This window comes from Lysinibacillus sp. A1 (assembly GCF_000801965.1).
Classification (GTDB): Bacteria; Bacillota; Bacilli; order Bacillales_A; family Planococcaceae; genus Lysinibacillus; species Lysinibacillus fusiformis.
This window is the reverse complement of the sequence record NZ_JSZM01000025.1, coordinates 211,550-235,767: the sequence shown is the minus strand read 5'-3', so window position 1 is coordinate 235,767 and position 24,218 is coordinate 211,550. Positions and strand designations below refer to the sequence as shown.

30 protein-coding genes are annotated in these 24,218 nt (G+C 37.3%); 8 read left to right on the top strand and 22 right to left on the bottom strand.

The window, feature by feature from the left end:
• Positions 1 to 106 precede the first annotated feature (106 nt).
• Both PI85_RS19625 and nagZ read right to left on the bottom strand, forming a co-directional pair.
• Positions 107 to 1,543, bottom strand: a complete 1,437-nt coding sequence (locus tag PI85_RS19625; protein WP_036125310.1) for a helix-turn-helix domain-containing protein — start codon at positions 1,541 to 1,543, stop codon at positions 107 to 109.
• Positions 1,544 to 1,609: 66 nt separating this feature from the next.
• Positions 1,610 to 3,310: a beta-N-acetylhexosaminidase gene (gene nagZ, locus PI85_RS19620; RefSeq protein WP_036125309.1), complete on the bottom strand. Its 1,701-nt coding sequence runs from the start codon at positions 3,308 to 3,310 to the stop codon at positions 1,610 to 1,612.
• A gap of 190 nt (positions 3,311 to 3,500) precedes the next feature.
• On the opposite strand from nagZ, the gene PI85_RS19615 reads away from it, so the two are divergent.
• Positions 3,501 to 3,896, top strand: coding sequence for a hypothetical protein (locus tag PI85_RS19615; protein ID WP_036125308.1), 396 nt, complete (start codon positions 3,501 to 3,503; stop codon positions 3,894 to 3,896).
• A gap of 256 nt (positions 3,897 to 4,152) precedes the next feature.
• Here the strand turns inward: PI85_RS19615 and PI85_RS25275 are convergent, their stop codons facing one another.
• The 5 genes from PI85_RS25275 to PI85_RS19595 form a co-directional block, all read right to left on the bottom strand.
• On the bottom strand, positions 4,153 to 4,377 hold the full coding sequence (locus PI85_RS25275; RefSeq protein ID WP_144422593.1) for a YxiJ family protein: 225 nt from the start codon (positions 4,375 to 4,377) through the stop codon (positions 4,153 to 4,155).
• Positions 4,378 to 4,485: 108 nt separating this feature from the next.
• Complete coding sequence (locus PI85_RS19610; protein WP_036125307.1) at positions 4,486 to 5,379, bottom strand: SDR family oxidoreductase; 894 nt, start codon at positions 5,377 to 5,379, stop codon at positions 4,486 to 4,488.
• A gap of 285 nt (positions 5,380 to 5,664) precedes the next feature.
• Positions 5,665 to 6,606 (bottom strand): rhodanese-related sulfurtransferase, encoded by a 942-nt coding sequence (locus tag PI85_RS19605; RefSeq protein WP_036125305.1) that lies wholly within the window; start codon positions 6,604 to 6,606, stop codon positions 5,665 to 5,667.
• Positions 6,607 to 6,858: 252 nt separating this feature from the next.
• Positions 6,859 to 7,374: a GNAT family N-acetyltransferase gene (locus PI85_RS19600; protein WP_042737466.1), complete on the bottom strand. Its 516-nt coding sequence runs from the start codon at positions 7,372 to 7,374 to the stop codon at positions 6,859 to 6,861.
• Positions 7,375 to 7,390: 16 nt separating this feature from the next.
• Entirely contained in the window at positions 7,391 to 7,924 is a 534-nt protein-coding gene (locus PI85_RS19595; RefSeq protein ID WP_036125302.1) for a hypothetical protein, read from the bottom strand.
• A 408-nt stretch (positions 7,925 to 8,332) separates the two neighbouring features.
• On the opposite strand from PI85_RS19595, the gene PI85_RS19590 reads away from it, so the two are divergent.
• Positions 8,333 to 8,653, top strand: a complete 321-nt coding sequence (locus PI85_RS19590; protein ID WP_036125300.1) for a general stress protein — start codon at positions 8,333 to 8,335, stop codon at positions 8,651 to 8,653.
• 381 nt (positions 8,654 to 9,034) lie between these two features.
• Here the strand turns inward: PI85_RS19590 and PI85_RS19585 are convergent, their stop codons facing one another.
• Positions 9,035 to 9,985 (bottom strand): DUF2268 domain-containing putative Zn-dependent protease, encoded by a 951-nt coding sequence (locus PI85_RS19585; RefSeq protein WP_036125298.1) that lies wholly within the window; start codon positions 9,983 to 9,985, stop codon positions 9,035 to 9,037.
• 345 nt (positions 9,986 to 10,330) lie between these two features.
• Here PI85_RS19585 and PI85_RS19580 point away from each other — a divergent pair, with 345 nt between their 5' ends.
• The gene (locus tag PI85_RS19580; RefSeq protein ID WP_036125296.1) at positions 10,331 to 10,987 is read left to right on the top strand and encodes a hypothetical protein; all 657 of its coding nucleotides are present in this window, start codon (positions 10,331 to 10,333) and stop codon (positions 10,985 to 10,987) included.
• A 402-nt stretch (positions 10,988 to 11,389) separates the two neighbouring features.
• On the opposite strand, the gene PI85_RS19575 is transcribed toward PI85_RS19580, so the two are convergent.
• The 3 genes from PI85_RS19575 to PI85_RS19565 form a co-directional block, all read right to left on the bottom strand.
• Complete coding sequence (locus tag PI85_RS19575) at positions 11,390 to 11,965, bottom strand: dihydrofolate reductase family protein (RefSeq protein ID WP_036125294.1); 576 nt, start codon at positions 11,963 to 11,965, stop codon at positions 11,390 to 11,392.
• Positions 11,966 to 12,257: 292 nt separating this feature from the next.
• Positions 12,258 to 12,488 (bottom strand): hypothetical protein, encoded by a 231-nt coding sequence (locus PI85_RS19570; RefSeq protein ID WP_036125291.1) that lies wholly within the window; start codon positions 12,486 to 12,488, stop codon positions 12,258 to 12,260.
• A gap of 129 nt (positions 12,489 to 12,617) precedes the next feature.
• A complete protein-coding gene (locus PI85_RS19565; protein ID WP_036125289.1) occupies positions 12,618 to 13,157 on the bottom strand; it encodes a GNAT family N-acetyltransferase in 540 nt (179 codons plus the stop codon).
• A gap of 369 nt (positions 13,158 to 13,526) precedes the next feature.
• Here PI85_RS19565 and PI85_RS19560 point away from each other — a divergent pair, with 369 nt between their 5' ends.
• Positions 13,527 to 14,699, top strand: a complete 1,173-nt coding sequence (locus PI85_RS19560; protein ID WP_036127849.1) for a multidrug effflux MFS transporter — start codon at positions 13,527 to 13,529, stop codon at positions 14,697 to 14,699.
• A 70-nt stretch (positions 14,700 to 14,769) separates the two neighbouring features.
• Here PI85_RS19560 and PI85_RS19555 read toward each other — a convergent pair whose 3' ends face one another.
• A complete protein-coding gene (locus tag PI85_RS19555; protein WP_191967740.1) occupies positions 14,770 to 15,267 on the bottom strand; it encodes a hypothetical protein in 498 nt (165 codons plus the stop codon).
• A gap of 96 nt (positions 15,268 to 15,363) precedes the next feature.
• Between PI85_RS19555 and PI85_RS19550 the strand changes: the two genes are divergently transcribed.
• Complete coding sequence (locus tag PI85_RS19550) at positions 15,364 to 15,816, top strand: NUDIX domain-containing protein (protein WP_036125283.1); 453 nt, start codon at positions 15,364 to 15,366, stop codon at positions 15,814 to 15,816.
• Between the two features lie 16 nt (positions 15,817 to 15,832).
• On the opposite strand, the gene PI85_RS24915 is transcribed toward PI85_RS19550, so the two are convergent.
• Both PI85_RS24915 and PI85_RS19540 read right to left on the bottom strand, forming a co-directional pair.
• Positions 15,833 to 16,228, bottom strand: coding sequence for an N-acetyltransferase (locus PI85_RS24915; RefSeq protein ID WP_233301151.1), 396 nt, complete (start codon positions 16,226 to 16,228; stop codon positions 15,833 to 15,835).
• A gap of 78 nt (positions 16,229 to 16,306) precedes the next feature.
• Positions 16,307 to 16,624, bottom strand: coding sequence for a MazG nucleotide pyrophosphohydrolase domain-containing protein (locus tag PI85_RS19540; RefSeq protein ID WP_008175899.1), 318 nt, complete (start codon positions 16,622 to 16,624; stop codon positions 16,307 to 16,309).
• Positions 16,625 to 16,704: 80 nt separating this feature from the next.
• On the opposite strand from PI85_RS19540, the gene PI85_RS19535 reads away from it, so the two are divergent.
• The gene (locus tag PI85_RS19535) at positions 16,705 to 17,280 is read left to right on the top strand and encodes a TIGR00730 family Rossman fold protein (RefSeq protein WP_036125280.1); all 576 of its coding nucleotides are present in this window, start codon (positions 16,705 to 16,707) and stop codon (positions 17,278 to 17,280) included.
• A gap of 55 nt (positions 17,281 to 17,335) precedes the next feature.
• Here the strand turns inward: PI85_RS19535 and PI85_RS19530 are convergent, their stop codons facing one another.
• Entirely contained in the window at positions 17,336 to 17,527 is a 192-nt protein-coding gene (locus PI85_RS19530; RefSeq protein WP_036125278.1) for a hypothetical protein, read from the bottom strand.
• A gap of 266 nt (positions 17,528 to 17,793) precedes the next feature.
• On the opposite strand from PI85_RS19530, the gene PI85_RS19525 reads away from it, so the two are divergent.
• A complete protein-coding gene (locus PI85_RS19525) occupies positions 17,794 to 18,039 on the top strand; it encodes a YkuS family protein (RefSeq protein WP_008175890.1) in 246 nt (81 codons plus the stop codon).
• Between the two features lie 138 nt (positions 18,040 to 18,177).
• Positions 18,178 to 19,344, top strand: coding sequence for a Ger(x)C family spore germination protein (locus tag PI85_RS19520; RefSeq protein WP_051998210.1), 1,167 nt, complete (start codon positions 18,178 to 18,180; stop codon positions 19,342 to 19,344).
• Positions 19,345 to 19,380: 36 nt separating this feature from the next.
• On the opposite strand, the gene PI85_RS19515 is transcribed toward PI85_RS19520, so the two are convergent.
• The 7 genes from PI85_RS19515 to PI85_RS19495 all read right to left on the bottom strand — a co-directional run bounded on the left by PI85_RS19515 (position 19,381) and on the right by PI85_RS19495 (position 24,207).
• The gene (locus PI85_RS19515; protein ID WP_036127842.1) at positions 19,381 to 20,040 is read right to left on the bottom strand and encodes an MBL fold metallo-hydrolase; all 660 of its coding nucleotides are present in this window, start codon (positions 20,038 to 20,040) and stop codon (positions 19,381 to 19,383) included.
• A 111-nt stretch (positions 20,041 to 20,151) separates the two neighbouring features.
• Positions 20,152 to 21,315, bottom strand: a complete 1,164-nt coding sequence (locus PI85_RS19510; protein ID WP_036125277.1) for an MFS transporter — start codon at positions 21,313 to 21,315, stop codon at positions 20,152 to 20,154.
• A gap of 215 nt (positions 21,316 to 21,530) precedes the next feature.
• On the bottom strand, positions 21,531 to 21,683 hold the full coding sequence (locus PI85_RS24735) for a hypothetical protein (protein WP_200878313.1): 153 nt from the start codon (positions 21,681 to 21,683) through the stop codon (positions 21,531 to 21,533).
• Between the two features lie 140 nt (positions 21,684 to 21,823).
• Positions 21,824 to 21,955 carry a hypothetical protein gene (locus PI85_RS25095; protein ID WP_255350109.1) on the bottom strand — a complete coding sequence of 44 codons (132 nt, stop codon included), beginning with the start codon at positions 21,953 to 21,955 and terminating at the stop codon, positions 21,824 to 21,826.
• Between the two features lie 184 nt (positions 21,956 to 22,139).
• Positions 22,140 to 22,400, bottom strand: coding sequence for a hypothetical protein (locus PI85_RS19505; protein WP_052059773.1), 261 nt, complete (start codon positions 22,398 to 22,400; stop codon positions 22,140 to 22,142).
• A gap of 172 nt (positions 22,401 to 22,572) precedes the next feature.
• Positions 22,573 to 23,226 (bottom strand): hypothetical protein, encoded by a 654-nt coding sequence (locus PI85_RS19500; RefSeq protein WP_036125276.1) that lies wholly within the window; start codon positions 23,224 to 23,226, stop codon positions 22,573 to 22,575.
• Between the two features lie 45 nt (positions 23,227 to 23,271).
• Entirely contained in the window at positions 23,272 to 24,207 is a 936-nt protein-coding gene (locus tag PI85_RS19495; protein ID WP_082011597.1) for a PD-(D/E)XK nuclease family protein, read from the bottom strand.
• Between the last annotated feature and the right edge of the window lie 11 nt (positions 24,208 to 24,218).

Genomic DNA, 24,218 nt, shown 5'->3' with positions numbered 1-24,218 from the left:
TCCTCTTAAAAGGATTCCGTCCAGAAACTACTATGAGTATAAGATTTTTTTACGATGACCAACTAGACCAGATTATTACGTTGTGTACGGAAAATATTTGACCAAACTACTGAAGTAATTCTTTCCGTATATTATCTAAATCTCTTTTGGAAGGAATCGTTGAAATAATGACAACTGGCACAGTCTTTAGGTCAACAGGGAAATTACTAATAACAAAATCAATACGTTGCTGCTGGACCATCTCGTCAGTAAGTCCTTTCAAAATGGACGTATTAATAATCAGTTGATCCCCTATTTCATTTTTTATTAGATTCGCTATATAATGGCGGATTGGAAACTCTTCACCAATGACCAAAAAAGCACTTTTACTTTTATAATTAAGGCCAGAACGAACAAGTAATGTTAATTTTGTTAGATGATAATCATTATATCGAACAGAAGGATAGGTTAATTGCCATTTGTGCAGACACGTCTCCATATCTTGATAAATTTGCTGACACTCATGTTGAACATACGCGGTTAAATTACTTTTTGAAATCATCATCCATTCAGGAATGGCATTATCAATTAAAAGCTTGTCAAGGAACTCATATACTTCTATAATAAACCGCTCATTCTTATCTAAATTCGGGTAAGCCTCTGCCAATAAAGCTAATAGCCGCTGGCCCATTTGGTCTTCTTCTCTATTCTTGTATAATTCGATTTCTTTCTGTGGTGTCATCTCTGACCCTTCATAATAATGATATTGGCTTAGACTAAATAGCGCTTGCAGGAAAAACAATTCATTATTTGGCAATTCCATTGAAAATCTTTCTTCTAGTGTCTTCGCAAGTTTTTTTACGGGCCCATAGAAAATACCTTTCTCCCACAGGTAATGACCGTCATTCATTTTTACGTAGTTCTCTTTTTTTAGTCGTTCCAAAACAATTGCTACTAAAAAGGATAATTTCCTTTTGGAATTGATGAAATAAACAATATTTTTTTCATTCTCTATAGTTGTGATTAATTGTTGAATATCCTCAAGGTCACTATTCGTAAATGGCCACCCCGTAAACTCGTAAGCATCCCCATAAAATTTCCAATAAAAATAGCGGATATTCAATTCATTTCCCTTTACTGCTGGCGTCGAGTATGAAATTCGTAATTGATATGGCTTCAAATCATCATTATTTAATTGCATAATCAATTTCTTCAAAGATGAGGTGCTCATAAACATGGCTTCTGCAAGTTCCTCCATTGAGCACTGCTCTTCATTTGTAAACAATACATCCATGAGTCGATAAAAGGTCGTTTGCCTGAACATGCTGGCAATCGCTTCACTAACTGTAGTACTGCGCCCATCACGTTGTAGAAAAATGCCCTTGCCTCTAGACACTTCAATGGTCATCGCTGATGGCAATTGCGTACTAATCTCCTCCACTAACTTGCGTATCGTTTTATCAGAAATATGTAGACTTTGTTCAACCTCTGCTAAGGTAAACCATCTTTGCTCAGCATCTAGTAAAGTTAGTAATTGGCTAGCTAATTTGAATTCCTTATCCATGCCTTCACCCTTCTCTATTATTCACAAAAAAGAACATACATATCGATATGTATGTCCCTTTCTCTCTTATTTCATATACGTATTTAATACTTGATCCATACGAGCATTGAGCTTGTTCAGATCCACTGCTGATACCGGCTGATTGACAAGCCGATATTTTTCTTTCAGCTGAATGATTCGACGGACACTGTCATTAATTTGCTGCTCTGAGATTTCTCCGTTCTTTACAGCTACCTTCAATGCATCTATGGCCGTTGTGACATTGGCGAATTCATGGGCAATTAAAATAATATCATTTCCCGCCTTCACAGAATCTACAGCAGCTTGCCCGATACTAACATGATTCGTAATGGCTTTCATCGTCATATCATCGGTCATGACAACCCCATCAAAGCCAAGCTGATTTCTTAATAGCCCAGTAATAATTTCCTTCGACATCGATGAAGGGTATTGTTGATCGATTTTAGGTAATAAAATATGGCCGACCATCACCACATCAACACCCTTATCAATGGCCGCTTTAAATGGAATAAGCTCCAGCTTATTTAAATCGTCTAGACTTTTCGACACTTTAGGAAGCTCTAAGTGAGAATCTACTGATGTATCACCATGACCAGGGAAATGCTTGATGACCGGAATCACCTGCTGACTTTCTAAACCTTGCATGGTCTGAATTCCTAATTGACTAACGATATCAGGCCTATTAGAAAACGAACGATCCCCAATAATTGGATTATTCGGATTGCTGTTCACATCCATGACAGGGGCAAAGTCTAGGTTGAAGCCAAATGCCTTTAATTGTTCCCCTAACAATTGACCAATCTCATAGGAGAATTGTGGTTGATTGATTTGCCCAATCTTTTGGTTCGTCGGGAAATTTTTTAAAGGTCCTGGTAATCTGACTACTTTTCCCCCTTCTTGGTCAGTTCCCAAGAATAGTGGCAGTCGATTAGTCCCATTCGCTGTCATCAAATCATTCATCAATGAGACCGTTTGCTGTGGTGTTTCAAGATTATTGGCATAAAGAATCAATCCTCCAACCTTGTAATCACGAATCAAACTTTTAGTTTCCTGCTGAAGGGATGTGCCTGAAACACCCGCAAACATCATTTGACCAAGCTTTTCATCCAATGTCATCTGGTTGATCGTCTCTGCTATCTCATCCGTTATTTCTGTATAGACCGAGATGTGATGAACAGTAGGATTGACATCATTGTCAGTCGGCTTTGGCAAAATCCACTTTAGTTGATAGTTGGCGTTCACTTGATACACCAAAATAATTTGATCGGTCTTTGTATCCTGATAATAGCGGACCTCATCAGGCTCGCCCAACTTATTTTTAATATCTGCTAAATGAATATTCCTTATATTTGCTTTAAACGAACGGATATCGAAAGCTTTTGTACGTTGAAAGCCAATCGTTATCTCTTGTTGAAGAAAATCTTCGTATTGTGCATTAGTGGTCTCCATTACTTGCTGAGGATCCCCCCATTGCTGATGAACCGTACGGCTATCTGATTCCCCTGCGGTAAATGGCACATCAGGTACTTTCCCTTCTCCCGCTAGGTTGACAATTTCCTGAATGACTACGTCAAGATTTTCGGTATCGCCGCCTCCAGTAGCAGTATCACTATGCTCTTGGACTGGGGGTGTCTCCGAATTTCTAGTCGTTTGTGTGGCTGGTCTCATCTTCATACCGATAAAAAAGAGCAAACCCAATAAAATCAGCACAAGAAATACGAGAAAACCACGTCTTCTTTTATGCATGAAAAAACCTCCTCAATCCAACCATTAGTAGTAGCATATCATTCTACCAGCTAACGTTATCATATCTAACGAATGAATTCAAAATATGTGAAATCAACAGAAACAACTCTCTCTTTAGAAAATATTATCGTAAGCTAGCAAAAATGCGGAGTAAGATGTTAAAATATTCTCATAAAGGGGGAGGCAAGGTATGGGGAAATTAAGTAAAAGGAATATATTGTGGATTGTACCCATCGGTATTTTAGGGGTGTTTTGGTACTTCTATGGTCCACAAAAGGATATTACAGACAATGAATATATTACATATGTAAAAAACTATTCTTATGAAAATAGTACAAAAACTTTAGAAAATGGCTTTGCTGCTGCCTGCGAAAATCCCTATTGGGTTTATTTTGAAACACAAAAAAGACAAGATGTAGTCGAGTTCGAAGGAGATTGCTCCATTGATAATAAAGTTGCAAAGGTCAATATGCAATTCCTTGTGGACAATGACAGGACAAAAGTTCAATCAGGCGCAATGTTAGTCGATAGTAAAATGCAGGAAGAAACGGATCGAGACCAGTTTTTACTAACATTGGTCAAATAATTAGCCACACCCTCATAGTTACAACTATGAGGGTGTTTATCATATATCGGTGGATCTTGCATCAGAAAACATAATCCAAATTTTATCAAATCACTGGTTTTACTCCTTATTATTCAGGCTTCACTAATGCCCATACTACTTCACAAACCTCATCCGCTACCCTTCCTTCAATAACGAATAAAACAATAAAATCGTTTAAAAACTAATGTTTATTCCATAATTGCTCACTGGAATGGGCTAACTATAACAAAAATTTTCAAGTTGATTTCAAATTTATTTTTGTGTATAGATTCTGTCGTTTAAATGGATAGTGGTTATTTGACAACAGTTGTAATAACAGTTTTCTCGTTTGTTCAAGGGTTTTATATTCTTGAAAAAAATGATGAGAGTTTGCTATTTGGCCTTCCAAAAATTCATATTGATGATAGTATTCAAAAAAATAAAAACTTCGCCTTATAGAAGAGACGAAGTTAAAATTCATGGTACTACTCTAATTAGCTTTAGAAAGTTCATTTTGCATCCCTTGCCCGATTAAAGTAGTAGTTAACATCACTGATTTCGAAGGAGTCTGTTTATCACCTACTTAAGCTTACAAATCTATCGGCTTGCCGCCGGTCACTCCATATATCTGACCAGTGATATAGCTTCCTTCATCCGAGGCCAGAAGAACATACACGGGTACAAGCTCTACCGGCTGTCCCGCACGGCCGAGAGGAGTATTTTGACCAAACTCAGGTATTTCTCCTTCTAATTTCCCGTTATCCAGTTGAAGCGGCGTCCAAATTGGGCCAGGTGCGACACCATTGACACGTACACCTTTAGAAGCAAAGTACGAGGACAGGGATACCATAAAGTTGCTTATCGCACCTTTTGTAGCGGCATAATCCATGAGAAATGAGGATGGATCGAAAGATTGAACTGATGTGGTGGTAATAATTGCACTTCCTGGCTCCAGATGTTCTTCTGCAGCTTTGACGGTCTCGAACATGCTGATGATGTTTACTTTGAAAGTGTCTTGCACTTGATTGATTGTTAAGTCACTTAGAGATGGCTGTGCGATTTGTTGCGCAGCATTTAATACTAGCAGGTCCAATCCACCAAAGGCTTCGACTGTTTTTGTAACAATCTCTGTCGCAGAACCATCTTCTCGCAAATCATACGGTAGCAGCAGTGCTTTTCTACCTTCTTTTTCAATTAATGCTTTGACTTCGTTGGCATCTTCCTCTTCTCCCGGGAAGAATTGAATGGCCACATTCGCTCCTTCGCGTGCGTAGGCAATAGCTGCTGCACGGCCAATCCCAGAATCGCCTCCGGTAATCAAGGCATTGCGCCCTTCCAGACGATTGTATCCTTTATATGATTCTTCTCCACAGTCAGGTTTGGGGCTCATTTCATTCTGTAGCGCTGGAGTGTTCTGTTCCTGATTTGGGAATTTTTCCGTATGATATTTCTTACGTGAGTCAGTTAGATGTGGGTTTGCCATTATCATTCATCTCCTATATTTATTATTTAAAAACACTTTATGAGCTTGCACTAATTAAATGCGGTTATATTTTTTGAATACCCTGTGATCATTTACTCTAAACAGCTACAGTCATTTACTATTTTCCTACAAAAGAAAAAACACCCCATGTAAGCGAGCCAACTAGTCCCATTTTGAAATGGATAGTTCGAACACTTACACAGAGTGTTTTAAGTCCCTCTATATAGATAGTAGAGGTTATGAGATATTTAATATTGTTTTGTATGTTTAACTAGCTGTTCATACTTATGCTTGTAACGCCTCAATCGTTTGGGCTACTTGTTCTTCTGTTAAATTATGACGCACGATGTAGCGGTTGCGCTCATGCTTTGTACATTCAATTGTACAGCCACCTAGATGCTTGGCTTCATTTTCTTCAGTTGCGATAATTTGTTTGTTGCATTCAGGGTTTGCACAGTTAATGTAACGTTCACAAGGTTCACCGTCATAATGATCACGACCAATAATTACATGCTCTACTTGATTGATTGGCACCGTTAAGCGCTCATCAAATACATACATTTGTCCGTCCCATAATTGGCCTTTCGCAACAGGGTCTTTTCCGTATGTTGCAACACCGCCATGTAATTGGCCTACATCACCAAAGCCTTCACGTTTCATCCAACCTGAAAACTTCTCACAACGAATGCCACCCGTACAATATGTTAACACATTTTTCCCTTCGAATAGCTCGCGGTTCGCACGTACCCATTCCGGTGTATCCCGGAAGTTTTTTACATCTGGTCGAATCGCACCACGAAAATGGCCGACATCGAATTCATACGTGTTACGCACATCTAATACTACTGTATTTTCATCCTGCATTTCTGCAAGGAATTGTTCTGGTGACAGATAGCGACCTGTTAATTCATGCGGGTTTACGTCTTCTTCTAAGCCTAAGTTTACTAACTCAGGTCGAGGGCGTACGTGCATTTTTTTGAAGGCATGATCATCTGCCGCATCAATTTTGAAGACAATGCCTTCAAATAATGGGTCAGCTTGCATGTTTGCCATGTATTGCTCTGTTTGCTCAATCGTACCTGAAACAGTACCGTTAATGCCTTCATTGGCTACTAAAATACGACCTTTTAAACCGATCTCTTTACACATTTCTAAGTGCGTTGCTGAAAACACAGCTGGATCTTCAATCTTTGTGTAATGGTAATATAATAAAACTTGATAATTCATTGTTTTCCACCTATCATTTCAATATTTGCAGGATATTCCTGATAGTGTCTTTTACGACCTATTAACAATAAAGGAAAATCACTTAAAATGCTATCGGTAATTAGACTGAAATAGTTATAAATATTGGTTAATGGGTCAGCGAACCTTTTATAAAGCACAATCTAGCATAAAGAAAGATGCTTTTTTATTTCAAAGCATCCGATTGGAATATAACTATTAAATTTGGTGAGGGGTCGAGAAGCTTCATTACTTTCAGTGAGCTAAGATTATTTGCTTATCTAAATGCTTGATCGCCAACATTGAATGATCCTGAATGATGCCTGTATCTTCAAAGCCAAAGGAAGCATATAATGTTTTTGCTTTGGCATTGCTTGTATGATAAAAGAGCGTTACATACTTTGCTTCCCCATATGGCATCTTTTCAATATCCATCAACATTTTTTCAAAGGTAAGTTTGCCATATCCTTTCCCCTGATACCTTTTGTCAATCATCATATGCCATATAAAATAGCTCTTCTTTCCGTAAAAATCTTCATTTTCAAATGATTCATGATCTAACGTATCATAAATATACATCATAAACCCAACCACAACTTCATCGACATAAATGGCAACGGGAGTCGCTGGTATCCCGTCTGTGTTCAACATATGAGCATCTGCAAAACTTTTGAGATTCGTAGTTTCTATAAAGTCCTTCTGCCTTTCTTCAACCTCAAGTGCTATGATTTCTTCTATGTTTTCCCCGGTTATTTTTCGTAATTCAATCATTCGTATTTCCCCTTCTTTACATTTTCTCTGTTTTCCTAAAGATAAATTGATCATCAGGATTCCAAATATGCAAGTCGTCAGCAATATAACCACGTAGCCATAGTACGCCAGCTATTTTTCTAAGATAAAATCCTTTAGGAAAATCATCATCATCACGTACTCTCTCTGATGCTATTGTGATAGACCCAGAAGGAGCTTGATATTGTTGTAGAGAATTCCCTGAATCGCCTTCAGCTTGGTCTAAATATTCCAGTCTTAAGTAAGGTCCAACCTCAAGTGGACATAATTCCAAACCAAGTTTATTCGCTTGTTTTATAAGCTGAGGCATAGTAGCTCCATCAGAAAAACCAAGATTCCTAACAGCCAGTTCAACAGTATTTAGACTGTACTTTGTTTCAGAAGTAATAAATTGATCATCAGATAATAATTGCTCACCATACGGATTCATCGAGATTGAATGTTCTTGTAACTTTTGAAGAAGCTGCCATTTTGTTAGTCCGCCAATCTCTATTGATTTAACAATAACAGGGCAATCAGGATAAATTCCCATTTGTATCCCTCCTCACATCATTTTAAAAATTAATATACCTCGATTATACATATAATGGAAAATGGATGGAAGCTATAATTGATGCTCAAATCTTTTCCGCTGCTGTTAGCTAAGGTTTGTTCACGGTTTCATTCATATCCAGCCTCATCGTTTTTTTAAGAATATGGAACCTTTATAAATAAATGCACAATTCTTGTTGCAGAAAAGCTCCCTATTCTTGAATAAGGTACAATCCCTCAATAGAATAGTACCCAATTATAGAATAACAACTTACAATGTTTCCGAGTTGTTCATTGTTATTCCATTAGTTTTTAATGCCTCTCTACATAATTAAAAACTAAAAAGATGTTTTATTCATTCAATTTAGTGGAATAGATTGAATGTGAATATATATTGGAGGGATAAATAATGACAGTCAAATTGACAGTAGAAAACGTAGTACAGGCGAAACAAGAAGTGGAGAAATTAGAAGCGCAAGGATACCTTCGAGATAACATTTACATCTTTGCGCACTATGAAGAGCGTGAAGAGGATATTAACGAAGCACTCGGGACAGAAGAAGCTGGTATTAGCGAGCAAGGGTTCCTGACTTCTATGAAGAACCTGGTGAATTCCCGTGGAGATGAACTCCGCAATAAATTAGCTTCTGTCGGATTAAGTGAATCAGAAGCTGCTCAATTCGAAAAGGAACTGGATACAGGTAAATTGGTCATAGTTGCCAATAAGTAAAAGCAAACCCGGGAATCTCATCCCGGGTTTGTTTTTCATTTTACAAGTCCTCCTCGGTATTCCGTGAACTCTGTATTCCAGATAGCCTTTCAACCAAGTCAGTAAAAAAACCATCCTTCTTTATTGTCAATGATCTGCTCGAGGAAATTTTCATCTTCTTCATTAAAGAGTCTTCTTCAACAATATGACCCTTTAAAAGGAAAAAACGCGTTCCTAAATAAATGCACCCGAATTGTTGAAGATCGTTATTGAACTAAAGCACCCTGTACCCTGTTAGTTCTATAAGAAAAAAAGAGCTGCATACGCAACTCAAAATGATTCTTAACTAATCAATAACATATATTTACCCCTAGAATATATGTCAATTCATGAATTGATTTGTTATTTATAGTTTTCAAGATAGTTTCCTTTTTCAAAAATTTCTTTTGCACTTAGCGCAGTCCATTCCTCTGGGGTTACATTTGGGTGCAAATCAAGATAGGATTTTACCATTTTATAGCCCTCACTGTAACCATAACGATTAGGAAGGCCATTACCTCCCAGAATAATTTCGGAAGATCGATTAAGATCATGCTTTTCGAGATCTAATACAATTTTTGACCAATAATATTTGTTGAATGTTGAATAAATTGGATAAATATAAATATCAGGATAAACTGACTTTTCAAACATAAACGCCTTTCCTTCAAATATTAGGCTATCCAAAACAGTAAAAGGTGGAGCATTACGCAAGTACTTCTCTGTCCAAACACTATGATGATATTCGTGAGCCATGCTAGACCTTAAAACATCTTCGTTATAATATTTGTTGTAAAGTACTATTATTTTTCCTGCCCCCACTGTAGTCATAAGTATATTTGTATTTGTAGCAGGAAAAACACATGCAGTTGTTTCCTTTCCAGATGGAAGAAGGTCAGAAGATTTTAAAAGAGCTTCTTTAATAATATTTTCAGTTTCTTCCCTATCAATTTTTTCACTTATTAGTTGATTTTCTGTTAAAAGGTCGGGAGCTACATTTAGAACTTCATCTGCCATATTAGGATATTCACCATTCTCAAAACAAACACTATATATTGGTTTAATTACCTCTTCATTATAAATTTCCAATTGTGATTGTTCTGGATTAATTTCAACTTTATCTGCAAAGTTTTGATAAAGTTTATAGGCATTGACTATTTTAAATTTTTGACCTGTTTGTGGGTGTTCGAATGATAAAACGATACTTTCAATATCATGCTTTGCTTTCGATTCTTCAGCTTGTGTACAAGAAGTAAGTGTTAGCAACGTAATTATTAGAAGAAATATGATAATCGTTTTTTGATATTTTTTCAAATAAAATCCTCCTATGTAAAAAACAAACTATTCAACTAGTTATTTTACCGTATTTTAGTATTAATTCATCTATTTCTCTGAAATTTTTTATTGAACCAACCTGCCTAGTTAACTTAGGTACACTGTTCACAAATTCACATCAAGATTAATATAAAATCCTTTTTTTTCTTTTAATCAACCCAAACCATTCACCTCTCTTGATATAACATGGAACCACAAAATGAATCAACCCAAACAAATAATTCATTAGGCTTAAAGACTCATTCTTACTACCAAGATATTTTGATAAAATCAAAAATATATTGTTAAACTACAATAAATATGCTTAAAGCACGGAGTGAAAGAATGAAAACCTTTATAAAAGTTCTTTTAACTATACTTGGGGTTTTTGTATTATTGATCGCAAGTATCGCGTTATATTTTAGTGACTATTCTGAAAAACGCAAAATTAAAAAGTATGCAGAAGATACATATGGCTATGATGTAGAGATTAAACAATTATATAGAACAGGGATTGGTTCTGATTATGAATACGTTGTCTTTCCAAAAAATCATCAACATTTAGAATTCAAAATTATACTAGATCCTTATTCAGATACGATAACAGATAATTATGCAAGTGCCTTGGAAGCGGATAAAGCATTGCACAAATTGGATAAAGTGATTACAGCTATTGAAGACCTCGGGTTTCAAGGTCCAGACTATACTAATAAGGAGATCAGCATACGTTTTTCGGATGAAACGAAAAAGCATGCTCTTTATTTATATACTGCTACTCCAATTGAAATGGCTACCTTTGAAAAAAATGAATTGGACCGTTTCTTTGAATTGCAAAATTTAATAAAACAAAGTGGCGCTCCCATTACCTATGTGGTCGTCGAAGACATGCGGGAACCTGCCGATAGCAGCTCCATTTTGTTTTATATGAAAGATGTACAAAGTACTAACACGAAAGACGATTTCTTGTTACAGTTAAAAAAAGCTAACCACGGTTTGAAGTGAGGTAAATACTATTTTACAACAGTCCTTTTCAGAAAAAGATATTAACAACCATATACGATTGTTTACTAAATAGACATACTCACGAAATGCATTACCTAAGTTTCTTCTATGAAGTTACTTGGTAATGTATTTTATCAAACGTTAGTTAGCTTAGTATGTAAGCTAGACTGTCCTTTAAACACAATTATCTAGGTCGGTGCATAAGAATATTTTTTGGGTGGTATTGCTCCACAATAAGGCCCTTTAATAAAAACGAGCGCTGATTCTTGTTACAGAATCGCGCCCTTATATGGAAGACTGGATTTCAAGATAATACAATTACAATTTCCATTGTTCCCCTGTTACTTAAAAAGGAATTGAGGTTGGTTTAAAAAGTTAGCTTAATCTATTTTAAGTACAAGGTCATCTACCCGTCTGGTAAACGAGACCTATGGCTCCAGAATCAAATGTCTTGTTTTCGATAAGTTTAAGATTGACCTTCTCCTTGAGACCTTGGAATAACGGCAACCCGCTGCCGACCAGGACGGGAGAAACCGTAATTTTATACTCATCAATTAAATCAAGCTGCATAAGGTAGTGTGCGAATCTAGGACTTCCTAGAATGACCATATCCTTGCCTGGCTCCTGTTTGAGGTTCTTGATCTCTTCCTCGACATCTTCTTTCACCAGTCTGGAATTGTTCCATTCGACTTTCTCCAGCGTCGTGGAAAAAACGAGTTTGGCTGTCTTTTCGATCCACTCGGCATGATTCAGTTCATACTCCGAAGCTGATGGGTTTGAAGGCACAGATGGCCAGTAACTGTGCATCATCTGATAAGTCCCACGTCCCCAAATGACAGTGTCGGCAGTATTCAGAATCTCTTTCGCGTGTTTCTCCAAATCAGAATCGTAGGAAACCCAGCCAATGTCCATTTCACCGTTTGGCCCTTCAACAAAACCGTCAAGCGATGCGTGCAGAAATAGAACGAGTTTTCTCATTTTCAGTTCTCCTTTGTTCATGAAGGATGTCACATTATACTTTGCAGTTTTCATTAATGTTATGTGCAAAGTCAAGTATAGCACACATAAGAATCAATAATTTCTTCTAGATTGCAAAATTTCTTACTAAACAATTTGGCCCTTTATAAAAACCACTTTCCTTATTCAGGGAAGCACCCGATTGTTGAGAGTTGCTATCAATTTAAGCCTTTTGACATTCTTTATAGATTCTTTATTATCAATATGCTACCTCTACAAAGCTATTCATCCACATGACAATCCCAACAAAGAATCACCTTCTAAATTGAGTTAGTATTAAAATAATGAAAACTAGCTTCAATCCGATCATACTGATGAAAGATGCAACTTTTATATAACGAATTGCACCATCTGCTATTTCTAGTTCTTCTTTGTACATCCATCGCTTTCCCCATAATAAGCTTTCTTGAGGGTAGAAATAACTCCAAATTAATACTCCATATAATGGTATTGCTAAAATAATGACTACAATCGTATCAAACATGTTTAGCATCACCTCCAGAAATCGTTACATATCAATCCCTATTTGAAGTATTCATTTGTATTCCATGAAACATCCAATAGATGAACAAACTGTTCTTTCGATTTCTCACTGATTCTAATTTAATTGAAGTTATTGTGGCTGTTCTTTTTTTAACAAAGAATAGATAAACGTATCATATGCTTTTTCCTTTTGCACCATATAGTCTCTTAGAATTCCCTCTTGCTGAAACCCTAGCTTCAGCAGCAGCTGATTGGATGCTTCATTTTCTAAATACACGACAGCTCCAATACGCTGTAAATTCATGTGTTCAAAGCCATAGTTGATTACTTGCTGAATTGCTTCTTTTGTGTACCCCTTACGCCAGTAATCTGGATGGATTTCATAGCCGATTTCCGCTCGTTTATGGGGGGCAGACCATAAATGATAACCAATCGTACCCATGACTTCCCCTGTTTCTTTAAGCTCAATACCCCACCGTATACCTCTTTTTTCCTCGTAGTTTTTTTCAAAAAGTTGGATTAACTGTTCAGCCTGTTGTTTTTCTATAAAAGGCTCCTGCCCATAATAGCGTGTGACCTCCTCATTTGAAAGGCAATGAAAAATGGCAGCTACATCAGCCTGCGTCAGTTCTCTTAACCTAAGTCGGTCCGTTTCTAACATTGGAAACATCTGTCTTCCCCCTTCACTATTTCTTATCCTTAACCATCAAGCATAATGGCGTCTTGCTCACTGGTCATGATGTGCTTTCCCATTTCATCTACCTATTGGAGAAAACATATTTATTCCATCTTATGAAATTTCCATTTTCTGTACAAGTTATTTCTCTTAAATTTTAATAGAAATAGCAATTATTACTATATAAAAATTATAAAATAGTTTATAATAGAAAGCTGACTATGCACTCCTACTTAAAGCATATAAAGGTGATTTCAACATGCTATCTTATGAACGTATTCTAATAATGGTCCCGCCGGTTCCCTAGCTACGCTTTCTACTTGTAACGAACAAAGTAGAATTTGCTTGTAGGAGGGCAATATGTTGAAAAAACAGGCAGTACCATCTTTATTGTTAATGATTGTTCTTGTGGCGTTCCCACAAATTAGTGAAACCATTTATACACCATCTCTACCGGACATTGCAGATACACTTGGTGTATCCAATAGCTCTGTCCAATTAACCTTAAGCATCTATTTTATTGGATTTGCATTAGGTGTTTTTTGCTGGGGATGGATTTCTGATATTATTGGCCGTAGACCTGCCATGTTAGGCGGTTTAGTTTTTTATGGAATAGGGAGCGCATTATGTTTTTATGCGGACACTATCTCCATTCTAATCAGCAGTCGTTTTATTCAAGCATTCGGTGCTGCTACTGGCTCTATTATTACGCAGACCATTTTACGCGAAAGTGTAAGCGGTAATAGACGACATGGTATGTTCGCACAAATTTCCGCAGTCATTGCGTTTACTCCTGCGGTTGGACCTTTAATTGGGGGCTGGGTGGATCAAGCACTCGGCTTTCGGGCAGTATTTTTTGTCCTTGTGGTCATGAGTATAGGGTTGTTCATCTATGCCTATGCCAGACTACCTGAAACAACGCAACCAGCAGCTAGGCAAAGAATAGCGATTTGGCCAGTCGTCAAACGCATTTTTGCTTCGCCAACCGTTCTTGTCTATGGTTTGCTCATTGGGGGCATTAACGGTGTGCTATTTAGCTATTATGCGGAGGCACCTTTTATTTTCATTGGTCACTTTCAGATGACGCCTGGTCTCTATGGGTTTCTTGGCATCATCGTAGCATTGGCCTCGATTTTAGGAGCGATGATCTCTAAGCGACTTATCACCACGCATCCACCTCAACAAATTATTTATATAGGTTGTTCCGTGATGTTGATGGGCGCTTTCCTTTTAATGATTGTCTGTACTTTACCATTGCCTATTAGTATGCTAGCCATGAGCATCATGGTTACCGTTTTTATCTTGCTGCTAGGCTCGGGCATTGCCCTTCCTAATTGTTTAAGTCTAGCATTGGTAGACTTTCAGGACGTCATTGGGACAGCAGGAGCCATCTTTAGTCTCGGCTATTACTTGCTTGTCAGTGTGATCACATCTGGTATGAGTTTGCTTCACAATGAATCCTTGCTGACGATGCCTCTTTATTTCTTGGTGTTAACGATCATGATGTGGATTAGTGCAAAAAAATATATTCGATAATGGATGCTAGCGGGCATCTTATCTAATTAAACAAAAATGCCACCCTGTTTGCTGAGGGTGGCTTCTCCTTTTATTGAAAATAGTGTTCCACCACTTCCTGTGCGGATTGAAACACTTTATTACTTTGTGTTTTATAAAGGAATTTAGGGTTCGTACAGGCTTTCTCCAGACTTTTAGCTTGCTTTAGCTTATCCGTCATTTGCTCAATAATATCCGTATAGCCATCTAGCTGATTTGAAATTTTAGGCAGCATAATAGGTGAGATGTCTAACACAATTGACACCTGATCCTCTGCATAGCTATTTAAATTGATAAAAAAGCATTGTTCCAAATGCTTAGAATGTTTATCGATATTAATGACCGCCTTATGAAAATGGGCGATTAGGCCTGTTGAAGTTTGCGTAATGTTAAAGCCTTGCTCTGTCAAATGTTGTTCAACGAGCTGTAGAAACTGATCGACCTCAGCATCTAGTTTCGGCGTGACCGTTGATTGGATTAAATCATCACAATTTTGATAAATTGTATCAATCTCAGTCTGTTTTTCAACAAGTATTTTAAAATTGGACATTGAATACACGCTTCATCTCCCCTTTTTATTAAGGTAGACATTCATGAAGCGTTTTAGTCATAATCATAAAAAATTAACAAACCTAGGGAGGCTCCTATGATAAGAAACTCTGTCAAAGCCATCATCCTCGTGGATGGTGAAATATTGCTGATTAAAAATAAAGTTACAGAGGAATATTTTTATATTTGTCCAGGAGGCGGACAGGAGCATGGTGAAACATTTCATGCGACACTTCAACGAGAATGCCTCGAGGAAATTGGTGCCTCTGTCCATATTGGAGAACTTCTTTTTATCCGCGAATATATTGGGAAAAATCATGAGCATGCTGCCTTTGACGCAGATGTTCATCAAGTAGAGTATTATTTTCTATGCCAGCTCCATGAACAATTGCACCAACCCTCTAACCCAGATAGTCACCAAATTGGGACTGAATGGGTCTCAGTGACAAAGCTCCATGAGTTCCAACTTTATCCGAAAGCATTAATTCCACAACTTCAGCGATATGTGCAAGGGCTAGAAACAACTATTTATTTAGGTGACATCAATTAGCAAAGGCTGCCTATTTTTATAGACAGCCTTCTTCAGCATCAAATGGTTTTACCATTGTATAATAGCTACTGCCAGGCGGATAATCTTTTATTTCTCCCACCACTTGATAGCCTCTTTCCTCATAAAACGTACGAGCTTGGAACGAATAGGTGGTAAGCAAAGCCTTGTTAGCACCCATTTCCTGTGCAGCTATTTCAGCCTGTGCCAGCAACTTACTGCCCAAGCCTTTTCCTCGATACTCTTCATGAAACCAAAATTTATGTATTTCCACCCATCCCCAATACACTTCTGCGGTCAAACCCCCAACCCATTGCTGGTGTTGATCAGTAACGATCAAATGGAGAGGACGAACGGCTCCTTTCTGCCTACTTTCCCGATGGTGAAGAGAATGCTCATTATTAAAGCTACGAATTTTTTTACGTAAAAAATTCGCAAAATCATCATGCTGCTCATATAAAATTGAAATATGCGTATCGATATGGGGCTCCTCCTAATCCTGATAACGCTTCAAAAGTTTGTCTTGATGCGCCACGAAAATTTCCTCAAGTGGTATATCATATTGATTGGCAATGACAATAATATTCCCTATAACATCACCTAACTCTTCCATCAGCTCTTGCTTATTTTCCTCATATGATTGTGTAATTTCATCAGGTCGATCTCGGCCAATTTCTAATGCTCGTATAGCTCTAGCAACCTCGCCTGTTTCTTCTGCTAAAAAGCCAATTCGTGTAAATATGTTGAGCTCTGACCACCCACGGCTTTCATAATAGTCCTTCACCCAATGTTGGAACTCATTTAATTCCATTTTTGCCCTTCCTCCATTTCTTTCCTATTCAAATTAAATTATACTATAAAAGAATCTCATCAGATATGGAGGAATCAACAATGAACAGTATCGCAGTATTTTGCGGATCTAGCATCGGCGCTTCAGACGCCTATCGTGAAGGCGCAATTCAACTTGGGAAAGAGCTAGCCAAACGTCAAATTACCCTTATTTATGGTGGGGCAAGCGTTGGCATTATGGCAACAGTAGCCGATACTGTGCTACAAGAAGGTGGAAAAGTTATTGGCGTGATTCCAACCTTATTAGAGGAGCGTGAAATTGCGCATCAGCAGTTAACAGAATTGATCGTTGTCAACACGATGCATGAACGCAAAAGTAAAATGATGGAACTAGCAGATGGCTTTATTGCCCTTCCTGGTGGTCCTGGTACATTAGAGGAATTTTTTGAAGTGTTTACGTGGAATCAAATCGGCCTCATCCAAAAACCTTGTGCCATTTTCAATATTGAACAGTATTTTGATTTATTAATTTCATTTTTTGATCATATGCAACAGGAACAATTTTTAAAAGCACAATACCGAGAAGCGTTAATCGTTGATGGAAATGCGGCAGCGCTTTTAGATCAATGTCAAAGCTTTGTTCCTCCAGCTATAAAAACCTACGAGCTAAGCAAATGATCAGTTGGTAAGATTAGTCTTAGTCCTACTCGACTGATCTTACCACCGCTTCTTTTTATCTCGTCGCATCTCGTTTTTTTACCACAAGTACAGCTACCAATACCATGATGAGCTTCACCACAATTATGATTATATACAAGCTAAATGATACTATGGCCGGTAATAAAACAAGCCACCATGACCAAGTAATAACATCCATTAGCTTTAATAGGACCAAAACAACAGTCAATACTTCTGCAATGCCCATCTCTTCACCACCTTTGTCTATAGACTATGTATAGGGAAATCATGCAACAGTAGAAAGTTCAATGTATCCTATTTTTGTAAAAAGTGAGTTTGCACCTTTAATAAAAGCAGAATTTGCGTTTCCAGCCAAAGCTTAAAGAAGTCGAATTGTTAACAGACGAATTATTAGCAACCATTATACTTGTACAATCATTACCCACCTTCAAAAAAATAATATGAATAATGCGCAACATGAAATGGCACATTACTTGTAGGAGGTGGACAAATATGTCGAGAATTATTGGTGTTGAAGAATCATTATCTAATATTGAAGAGGCTTTAAAAGCGAAAGGCTATGAAGTCATCCAGCTTCGCAATGAAGAGGATGCCAAAAAATGTGATGCCTGCATCATTACGGGCCAAGACCGAGACGTCATGGGGATTAGTGATCCAGTTATCGAAGGTCCTGTCATTGATGCGAATGGGCTTTCAGCTAATGACGTCGTTCAACGTGTCGAAAAATATTTCCATTAATCATGAAGTGCTGTCGCGAAAACATGGCGAGCAGCACTTTCTTAATTGGTTTTCCTTACATACTTATAATATCTACTTATAATACACCTATTAGTTGTACAAAATAAATAATAGGAACTTTAAAAAGTAGGGAGATATATGAGCCAAAAAAATATCATGCTTGTAATTTTAATGCTTACGACTACACTTCTCATGTCAGGCTGTTGGGATGTAACAGAACCCCAACGGATGTATTATGTGCAAGGTGTTGGGGTTGATTATAAGGATAATGAATATATAGCGTACATCCAACTTATGAACTTTGCCAATGTAGCAAAAACAGAACAATCGAATCCACAAGCTGCACCAACTGAAGTCGGAAAAGCTACAGGAAAAACAATTGAAGAAGCTATCTATAAATTGTATCGTTCAATGGATCAAGAAGTTTTTTGGGGACATATGACCTTTCTCCTTTTCTCAGAAAAAGCAATGGAAAGTGAGCATGCTATTCCCATTATCGACACGTTTCTACGCTTTCGAGAAACAAGATATCATATTTGGGTCTATTGTACACAAGACCCCATCGAGGAAGTTTTATTAGTATCTCCTATTCTTGAAAAATCACCGACTGCGACCAAGCTGAGTAATCCTAAAAATACTTCGAAACAAGAATCATTTGTAGAGCCGGTGAACTTGAGACAGCTAGTCATTGGTTTAAATGAGCCGAATCATGAAATGAAGGTCCCATTCATTTCCATCAATCAAGACTGGGAAACAGCCAAGGAATCTCGCACTGAAACTGTTTTTGCGGGTGTCGGTATACTATCAAAGAACACCTTCAAAGGCTTTATTAAAGGCAATACAGCACGAGGAATTGAATGGATGAATGATGCAACGAAGCAAGGAGAAATTACGGTAAAATTGGACAATACAGAGGAACGTGACTACTTAACGGTTGATATTAAAAAATTAGATGTCAATGTCAAACCAATTGTTCAAAACAATCAAGTAAAATTTGAAGTGTATTTAAAATTTAACACCATTTTGAATGGCTTTAAAGGAAAAGTGACAGCGAGCCAGGTCAGAAAAAAAGTAGAGAGTGAAGTTAAAAAAGAAATTATGGCTACTTTTGAGGCAGGCTTAAACATAGATGCGGACGTCTATCGATTGTCAGAATATCTCTATCGCGACAATGTAAAGGTATGGAAAAAAATACAGAAGGATGGCAAAATCCCTTTAACTAAGGAATCCATTAGTAAAATCGATATTCATATTAACAAAGTAAGCCCTGGGCGAAAATCGTTTGAAGAAACAATTACCGAATAATAAAAACGACCACCCCTATTAGGAGTGGTCTCTTGTTTATAATAATACTTGATGAAGCTGATCAAGGACAGCTCCTCTACTTATTCCTCCATGATAGCAAACAACCGTTTCGATCTCGAGGTCTAGGTATTTCTGTAAAGACTCCTGAGCTTTCGCTAAATCTAATACAGACGGTTCATGGATACCCGCAATATGGCCCTCTACACTGTATAGGGAGTCACCGGCAATTAATATTTTACTTTGTGTCAAATAAAGACTGAGATGACCCGGCGTATGTCCAGGTGTATGGATGATTTGAATGCCTCCACAAAAAGGTAATTCTTCACCATCACTCAAGGTCACATCCACTCGTCCCATTGGTGGATTTTCTAAGTGCGCATCTTTTAATAATGGTAGCTCCCCTTGAATATACGGTTGCTCCAGTGCATGCGCGTATACTCGTATATGCTGTCCACATGTCTGTATTAATTCCGGCAAGCACCCAATATGATCCACATCCTGATGCGTGAGAATGACCGCCCTTAGCTGGTTCAAAGAAACACCAACCTGTTCCATCGCCTCTCGCAATTCCTCCATTTGTCCAGGAAAACCTGCGTCTATTAACACAGCCATATCTTGGTCCCACAAAAGCGTTGGATGAATAATAAACCCTTGATAGTTCAGTTCCAGTACCTTTACACCTTTTGATATTTCTATAGCATTCGCCCCCTTTGCCAAACATGAAAAGATAATAGTGATCCTCTTTTAGCTTCTGCTTTCAGCCTAAATTTTCCTGCCATCCCTATCATCGACTTAAAATTTTATTGTCTACATATGATTATTTTTTCTCGTTCTCTTAGCATCTTTATAAACAAACAGAGCAACCAGAAGAAAGCTTATACTAACAACACGGAAAATCATCTCTAAACTAATCCATTCAGCTAACAGCCCTAAGGTGAAGGCGCTAATGCCCACTCCAATATCAAAACTAGAAAGAAATGTGGCATTCGCTGCACCACTTTTTGCCTCACTTACTTTTTGAACAGTCCATGTTTGTAAACAAGGCATAACGGTTCCATAGCCTGCTCCGAAAAGGATGGCTGCGATAATAAGCATCCCATTATTTGTCGCGTACGATAACACAATCAACGATAAAAACCCTACCACTGCTGACACAATGATAATTGACCACGGCCCTGTTTTATCAAACCATTTTCCTGTAAATGGACGTAGTAAAGTGGAAACAATCGCATTGATTAGGAAAAATAAAAAAATTTGATCTAACCCTCTTTGTTCGCCATATAGCACAAGGAAGGTAATAATTGCACCAAAGCCAAGCGTTGTCATAACAGTCAGTAATGCTTGAAACCATACTTCTCGTTCGAAAATCGCTTCCATAAATCGAAATGGCTGCTTCTCATGCTTTACCGGTTCAGCAGAAGAAACAAATTGAAGAGCTATCACTGCCAAAAGGCAAAGAATGACGGAAGAATAGATTAATAGTTGGAAAGAAAAAGAATGATAGATTAGGATGCCTAAGCTAGGGGCGATGATAGCTCCCACTGTTGTTGAAATAGAAAAATAGCCTATCCCTTCACCTAATCTGGTTTTTGGAATTAAATCCACCGCCATTGTACTATTCGCAGTTGTTGACACTCCCCATGTTACTCCATGGAAAAACCGTAATAGTAGGAAGAGCCAGATTGTGCTCAAAAAGGGATACATAATGGTAATCATTAATAACGCAATCCCCGCACCAATAGCTAAACCTTTTCTATTGTTATCGACTAAATAATAGCCAACAAAAGGTCTAATGATAATAGCGCCTATTGTAAATACTGTAGTCACCAACCCTACCTGAAAAGAAGAAGCATGTATGCTAATTAAATAGGCTGGTAAAATAGGTAGTAACATTTCAAACCCTATAAAAGTTAAAAAGTTACTACTAAATAAAAAAAGAAACGCTGAAGTAAAAATTCTTTGTTTTTGCATGTTAAAATTCCTCGCTTCTAATTAATCTTTTTTAAATTAGAAGCGCTTGGCACACTGAAACATTCCTAAATTGCCTTAACTTTTTAAGCAATCGTCTCACCCTTTCAAAAGCTTTATTTTCAATTATTCATCTTTAACAACACAAAAAGACGCCAGCTAACCGGCGTCATAACATGCATACAGTATTTAAAAAGAACAAACATAAAGGTTCTTCTTTATCTATTAAATACAAAGGCAAAAAGCTTTCGGTTGCTGAATTCTATATGAAGTTTTTCTAAAAAACGACAGACTGGTCCCGTTGAATTGAAATCAGCTAATTGTAAAAATGTTTTTACTTCAATTGCAGCCATTCTGAAAACAGTTTCCATAACTTTTTGCCTCCTCTCGAAATATCAATACATTATAATTTAATACAAAATAATAAAAAAAGCAAATTCAGTTTTTCGCTCTCCCATTCATTTTAGGGTTACCTGATACAACTATCATGTGATGTTGGGTGAATAGTTCCTTATCTGTGTACAATATACCCCACCTTACGTGGTGCCACTACATTTTGCTTTTCAACACTTTTCAAACGATCATCTGGCGTTTTTTTCATAGGAGTTATCAATAGTTCAAACATGGTTAATTGTTTATCCATTTTCATCCCCCTTTATGATTCTTAAAAGGTATTGTACACTCTACTGGCTGCTTTTCTTATATATGTTTAATAACTAGATTTTATACTAGCGGAAAAAATAGAGACATCTTTATACCTAGTACTTTCATTTAAATAAGAAAAAGCAACCTGTATCTCGACTAAATAAAAGGAATATACCCGTTCATTACTCTAGTAAGTAAAATAGCGGAAGTAACATGAACCCTACTAGTAAAAGCACAGGAATCAAGGAAACAATTAAAGCCAATATTTTTAGCTTCCCCTTTTGACTAAAAAGGGCAGCTAGAAATGATGCTATTATTAACGAAATGACCACAATATCCCCTATTTCAGAGGTTCCATTCACGACAATGGGGGTAATAAAAGCAAAGATAATGAACAAAGAAAATAATAACAATGAAAGCATACTTAAATATTTTCTCAACACAATTACTTCACCCCTTCAGGTTCTTTTTTCCATTATATTAACATAGAACATCTCATATCTTATGCAACTAAACGGTTCAGAAGTTCAATAAAAAAAGAGCTGCGAATGCAACTCATAAGCTACTCCTACCTACACTTCAACTGTTTTAAAGCTCAGTTCCTTGAATACCTTTTTATAAAATTCGTGCATTCTCCCCGTCGATTATTTTAATATGTATAAACGACGAACCGCCTCCTTGAATATGATTGGGCATGTCAGATAAATCAAGTAATTCCTTTATACGAATGAACTTTTTACGATTAGGCTCAATCGTCACATAATAAGGGCCAGCTACATTCATCAGAGACTCGATACGCTGTCCACTACCCGTTAAATGATCATCTAAAAACTCTAGCTCAAATGACACCGCTTCATTACTTCGATTTTGTAATTCAAGATGACATTCTCCTTGTAATATATCTTTGCTTACTACATCAAATTGGCATTCGCCATTCTCAGTATAGGAAATCGCCATAATGCCACGAGCGAAAGTCTCTTGATAGATGGTCATCAGAAGAATCGGTAATAAGGCAAAGGTGATTAGCACTACACCCATTGATAGGAGGTGATATTTTTTCAGACCCTTGACAAGTAAAATCAAAGCAAGGATAAAGAGAGCTGAACCAAATAACCCAAGCAGCACATAGCCCTCATCAGTGAGGATAGGGAACGACATAAAGGAAACTCGTGCATTCACCATTTGATAATTAGGAAATGGGAAAAATAAACACATACAAATTCCTAAAAGAATCATGGACGTAACAAGTGCCACTTTATTTCTTATCATATTCTCCCTCCTCTTGTAGAAATGGAAATAGGCGATGCTCCATTTCTATTTTTGCGCACATAATTCTCTAAAATTACATCCTCGACAATGCCATTTTTCTTGTGTTTGTTCGAAATCTTCCAGTTCCACAGGCTCGTTAGAAAAAATATCGGCTTGATACTTTTTCATCTCTAAAACACTATACTGAAATGTATGTAAAATATTGTCCATATCAAAATCAGAGAAGCTATATTTCTTCCGTTTTCCGGTTAGTAAATATTCATTATAGACCTCGATTTGCTCAAGTGGCACCCGATATTTTTGCTGGACATAATAGGCATAGAGGGCTAATTGCTGGCGATCATCATCTGACTCGCCCCCCGTCTTCCAGTCTACAATTACCCATTTATCTGTTAGCTCATTAAAATAATGAAAATCCATTACAACGAACACTTGGATTTCATTGATTTTCATTGAGCGAAATTGTTCGGGCTCCCCAATTCGTAAAGAGCCTCTTTGTGACGTAATTTGTTGAAATGTTTCACTCATCAAAAAATGCTCAAAAACAAGCTTAATTCGTTCTTTATAGTCCTGTACTAGATCGGTTGGAAGTTTGCCAGTATAGTAAATTTCCTGCATCATATAATATTTATTGGGTTTTTGCCTCCATGATTCAAGATGGCGAGTAGAATCAATAAAAGCCGCATTTAGCTGTCCTCGAGCCCAATGAATCAGCTCCTCTAATGTGGGGGGCTTCCCTGTTTGTAAATAATCATTAATAGCCTGTTCAATAAAACGGTGAACAATTTGCCCAAATAAAATAGGCATGGGTTGTAGTTTTTTTAAACGATACACAAGTTGATGATAAGGCTCCACATTGTAGCTTAGCCACCCGTTATGGGAAAAATAATATTCATAGCCATATTTACGGGCACAGCTTGTTAGCGTTTTAAGACGTGATAATGACCATGAAAACGTAGGGTACGGTGTAATTTCAAACACAACAATCGCCT

Bases quoted from the DNA above. Each gene is read 5' to 3' on its own strand.
- PI85_RS19580 (WP_036125296.1), top strand. From the start codon at position 10,331: ATGAAAACCTTTATAAAAGTTCTTTTAACTATACTTGGGGTTTTTGTA.
- nagZ (WP_036125309.1), bottom strand. From the start codon at position 3,310: ATGCATAAAAGAAGACGTGGTTTTCTCGTATTTCTTGTGCTGATTTTA.
- PI85_RS24735 (WP_200878313.1), bottom strand. From the start codon at position 21,683: ATGGAAACTGTTTTCAGAATGGCTGCAATTGAAGTAAAAACATTTTTA.
- PI85_RS19510 (WP_036125277.1), bottom strand. From the start codon at position 21,315: ATGCAAAAACAAAGAATTTTTACTTCAGCGTTTCTTTTTTTATTTAGT.
- PI85_RS25275 (WP_144422593.1), bottom strand. From the start codon at position 4,377: ATGAATTTTAACTTCGTCTCTTCTATAAGGCGAAGTTTTTATTTTTTT.
- PI85_RS19520 (WP_051998210.1), top strand. From the start codon at position 18,178: ATGAGCCAAAAAAATATCATGCTTGTAATTTTAATGCTTACGACTACA.
- PI85_RS19625 (WP_036125310.1), bottom strand. From the start codon at position 1,543: ATGGATAAGGAATTCAAATTAGCTAGCCAATTACTAACTTTACTAGAT.
- PI85_RS19550 (WP_036125283.1), top strand. From the start codon at position 15,364: ATGATAAGAAACTCTGTCAAAGCCATCATCCTCGTGGATGGTGAAATA.
- PI85_RS19590 (WP_036125300.1), top strand. From the start codon at position 8,333: ATGACAGTCAAATTGACAGTAGAAAACGTAGTACAGGCGAAACAAGAA.
- PI85_RS19530 (WP_036125278.1), bottom strand. From the start codon at position 17,527: ATGGGCATTGCAGAAGTATTGACTGTTGTTTTGGTCCTATTAAAGCTA.
- PI85_RS19610 (WP_036125307.1), bottom strand. From the start codon at position 5,379: ATGGCAAACCCACATCTAACTGACTCACGTAAGAAATATCATACGGAA.
- PI85_RS19615 (WP_036125308.1), top strand. From the start codon at position 3,501: ATGGGGAAATTAAGTAAAAGGAATATATTGTGGATTGTACCCATCGGT.
- PI85_RS19500 (WP_036125276.1), bottom strand. From the start codon at position 23,226: ATGATAAGAAATAAAGTGGCACTTGTTACGTCCATGATTCTTTTAGGA.
- PI85_RS19595 (WP_036125302.1), bottom strand. From the start codon at position 7,924: ATGGGAATTTATCCTGATTGCCCTGTTATTGTTAAATCAATAGAGATT.
- PI85_RS19575 (WP_036125294.1), bottom strand. From the start codon at position 11,965: ATGAGAAAACTCGTTCTATTTCTGCACGCATCGCTTGACGGTTTTGTT.
- PI85_RS19600 (WP_042737466.1), bottom strand. From the start codon at position 7,374: ATGATTGAATTACGAAAAATAACCGGGGAAAACATAGAAGAAATCATA.
- PI85_RS19605 (WP_036125305.1), bottom strand. From the start codon at position 6,606: ATGAATTATCAAGTTTTATTATATTACCATTACACAAAGATTGAAGAT.
- PI85_RS19540 (WP_008175899.1), bottom strand. From the start codon at position 16,624: ATGGAATTAAATGAGTTCCAACATTGGGTGAAGGACTATTATGAAAGC.
- PI85_RS19570 (WP_036125291.1), bottom strand. From the start codon at position 12,488: ATGTTTGATACGATTGTAGTCATTATTTTAGCAATACCATTATATGGA.
- PI85_RS19555 (WP_191967740.1), bottom strand. From the start codon at position 15,267: ATGTCCAATTTTAAAATACTTGTTGAAAAACAGACTGAGATTGATACA.
- PI85_RS19565 (WP_036125289.1), bottom strand. From the start codon at position 13,157: ATGTTTCCAATGTTAGAAACGGACCGACTTAGGTTAAGAGAACTGACG.
- PI85_RS19535 (WP_036125280.1), top strand. From the start codon at position 16,705: ATGAACAGTATCGCAGTATTTTGCGGATCTAGCATCGGCGCTTCAGAC.
- PI85_RS19525 (WP_008175890.1), top strand. From the start codon at position 17,794: ATGTCGAGAATTATTGGTGTTGAAGAATCATTATCTAATATTGAAGAG.
- PI85_RS25095 (WP_255350109.1), bottom strand. From the start codon at position 21,955: ATGGATAAACAATTAACCATGTTTGAACTATTGATAACTCCTATGAAA.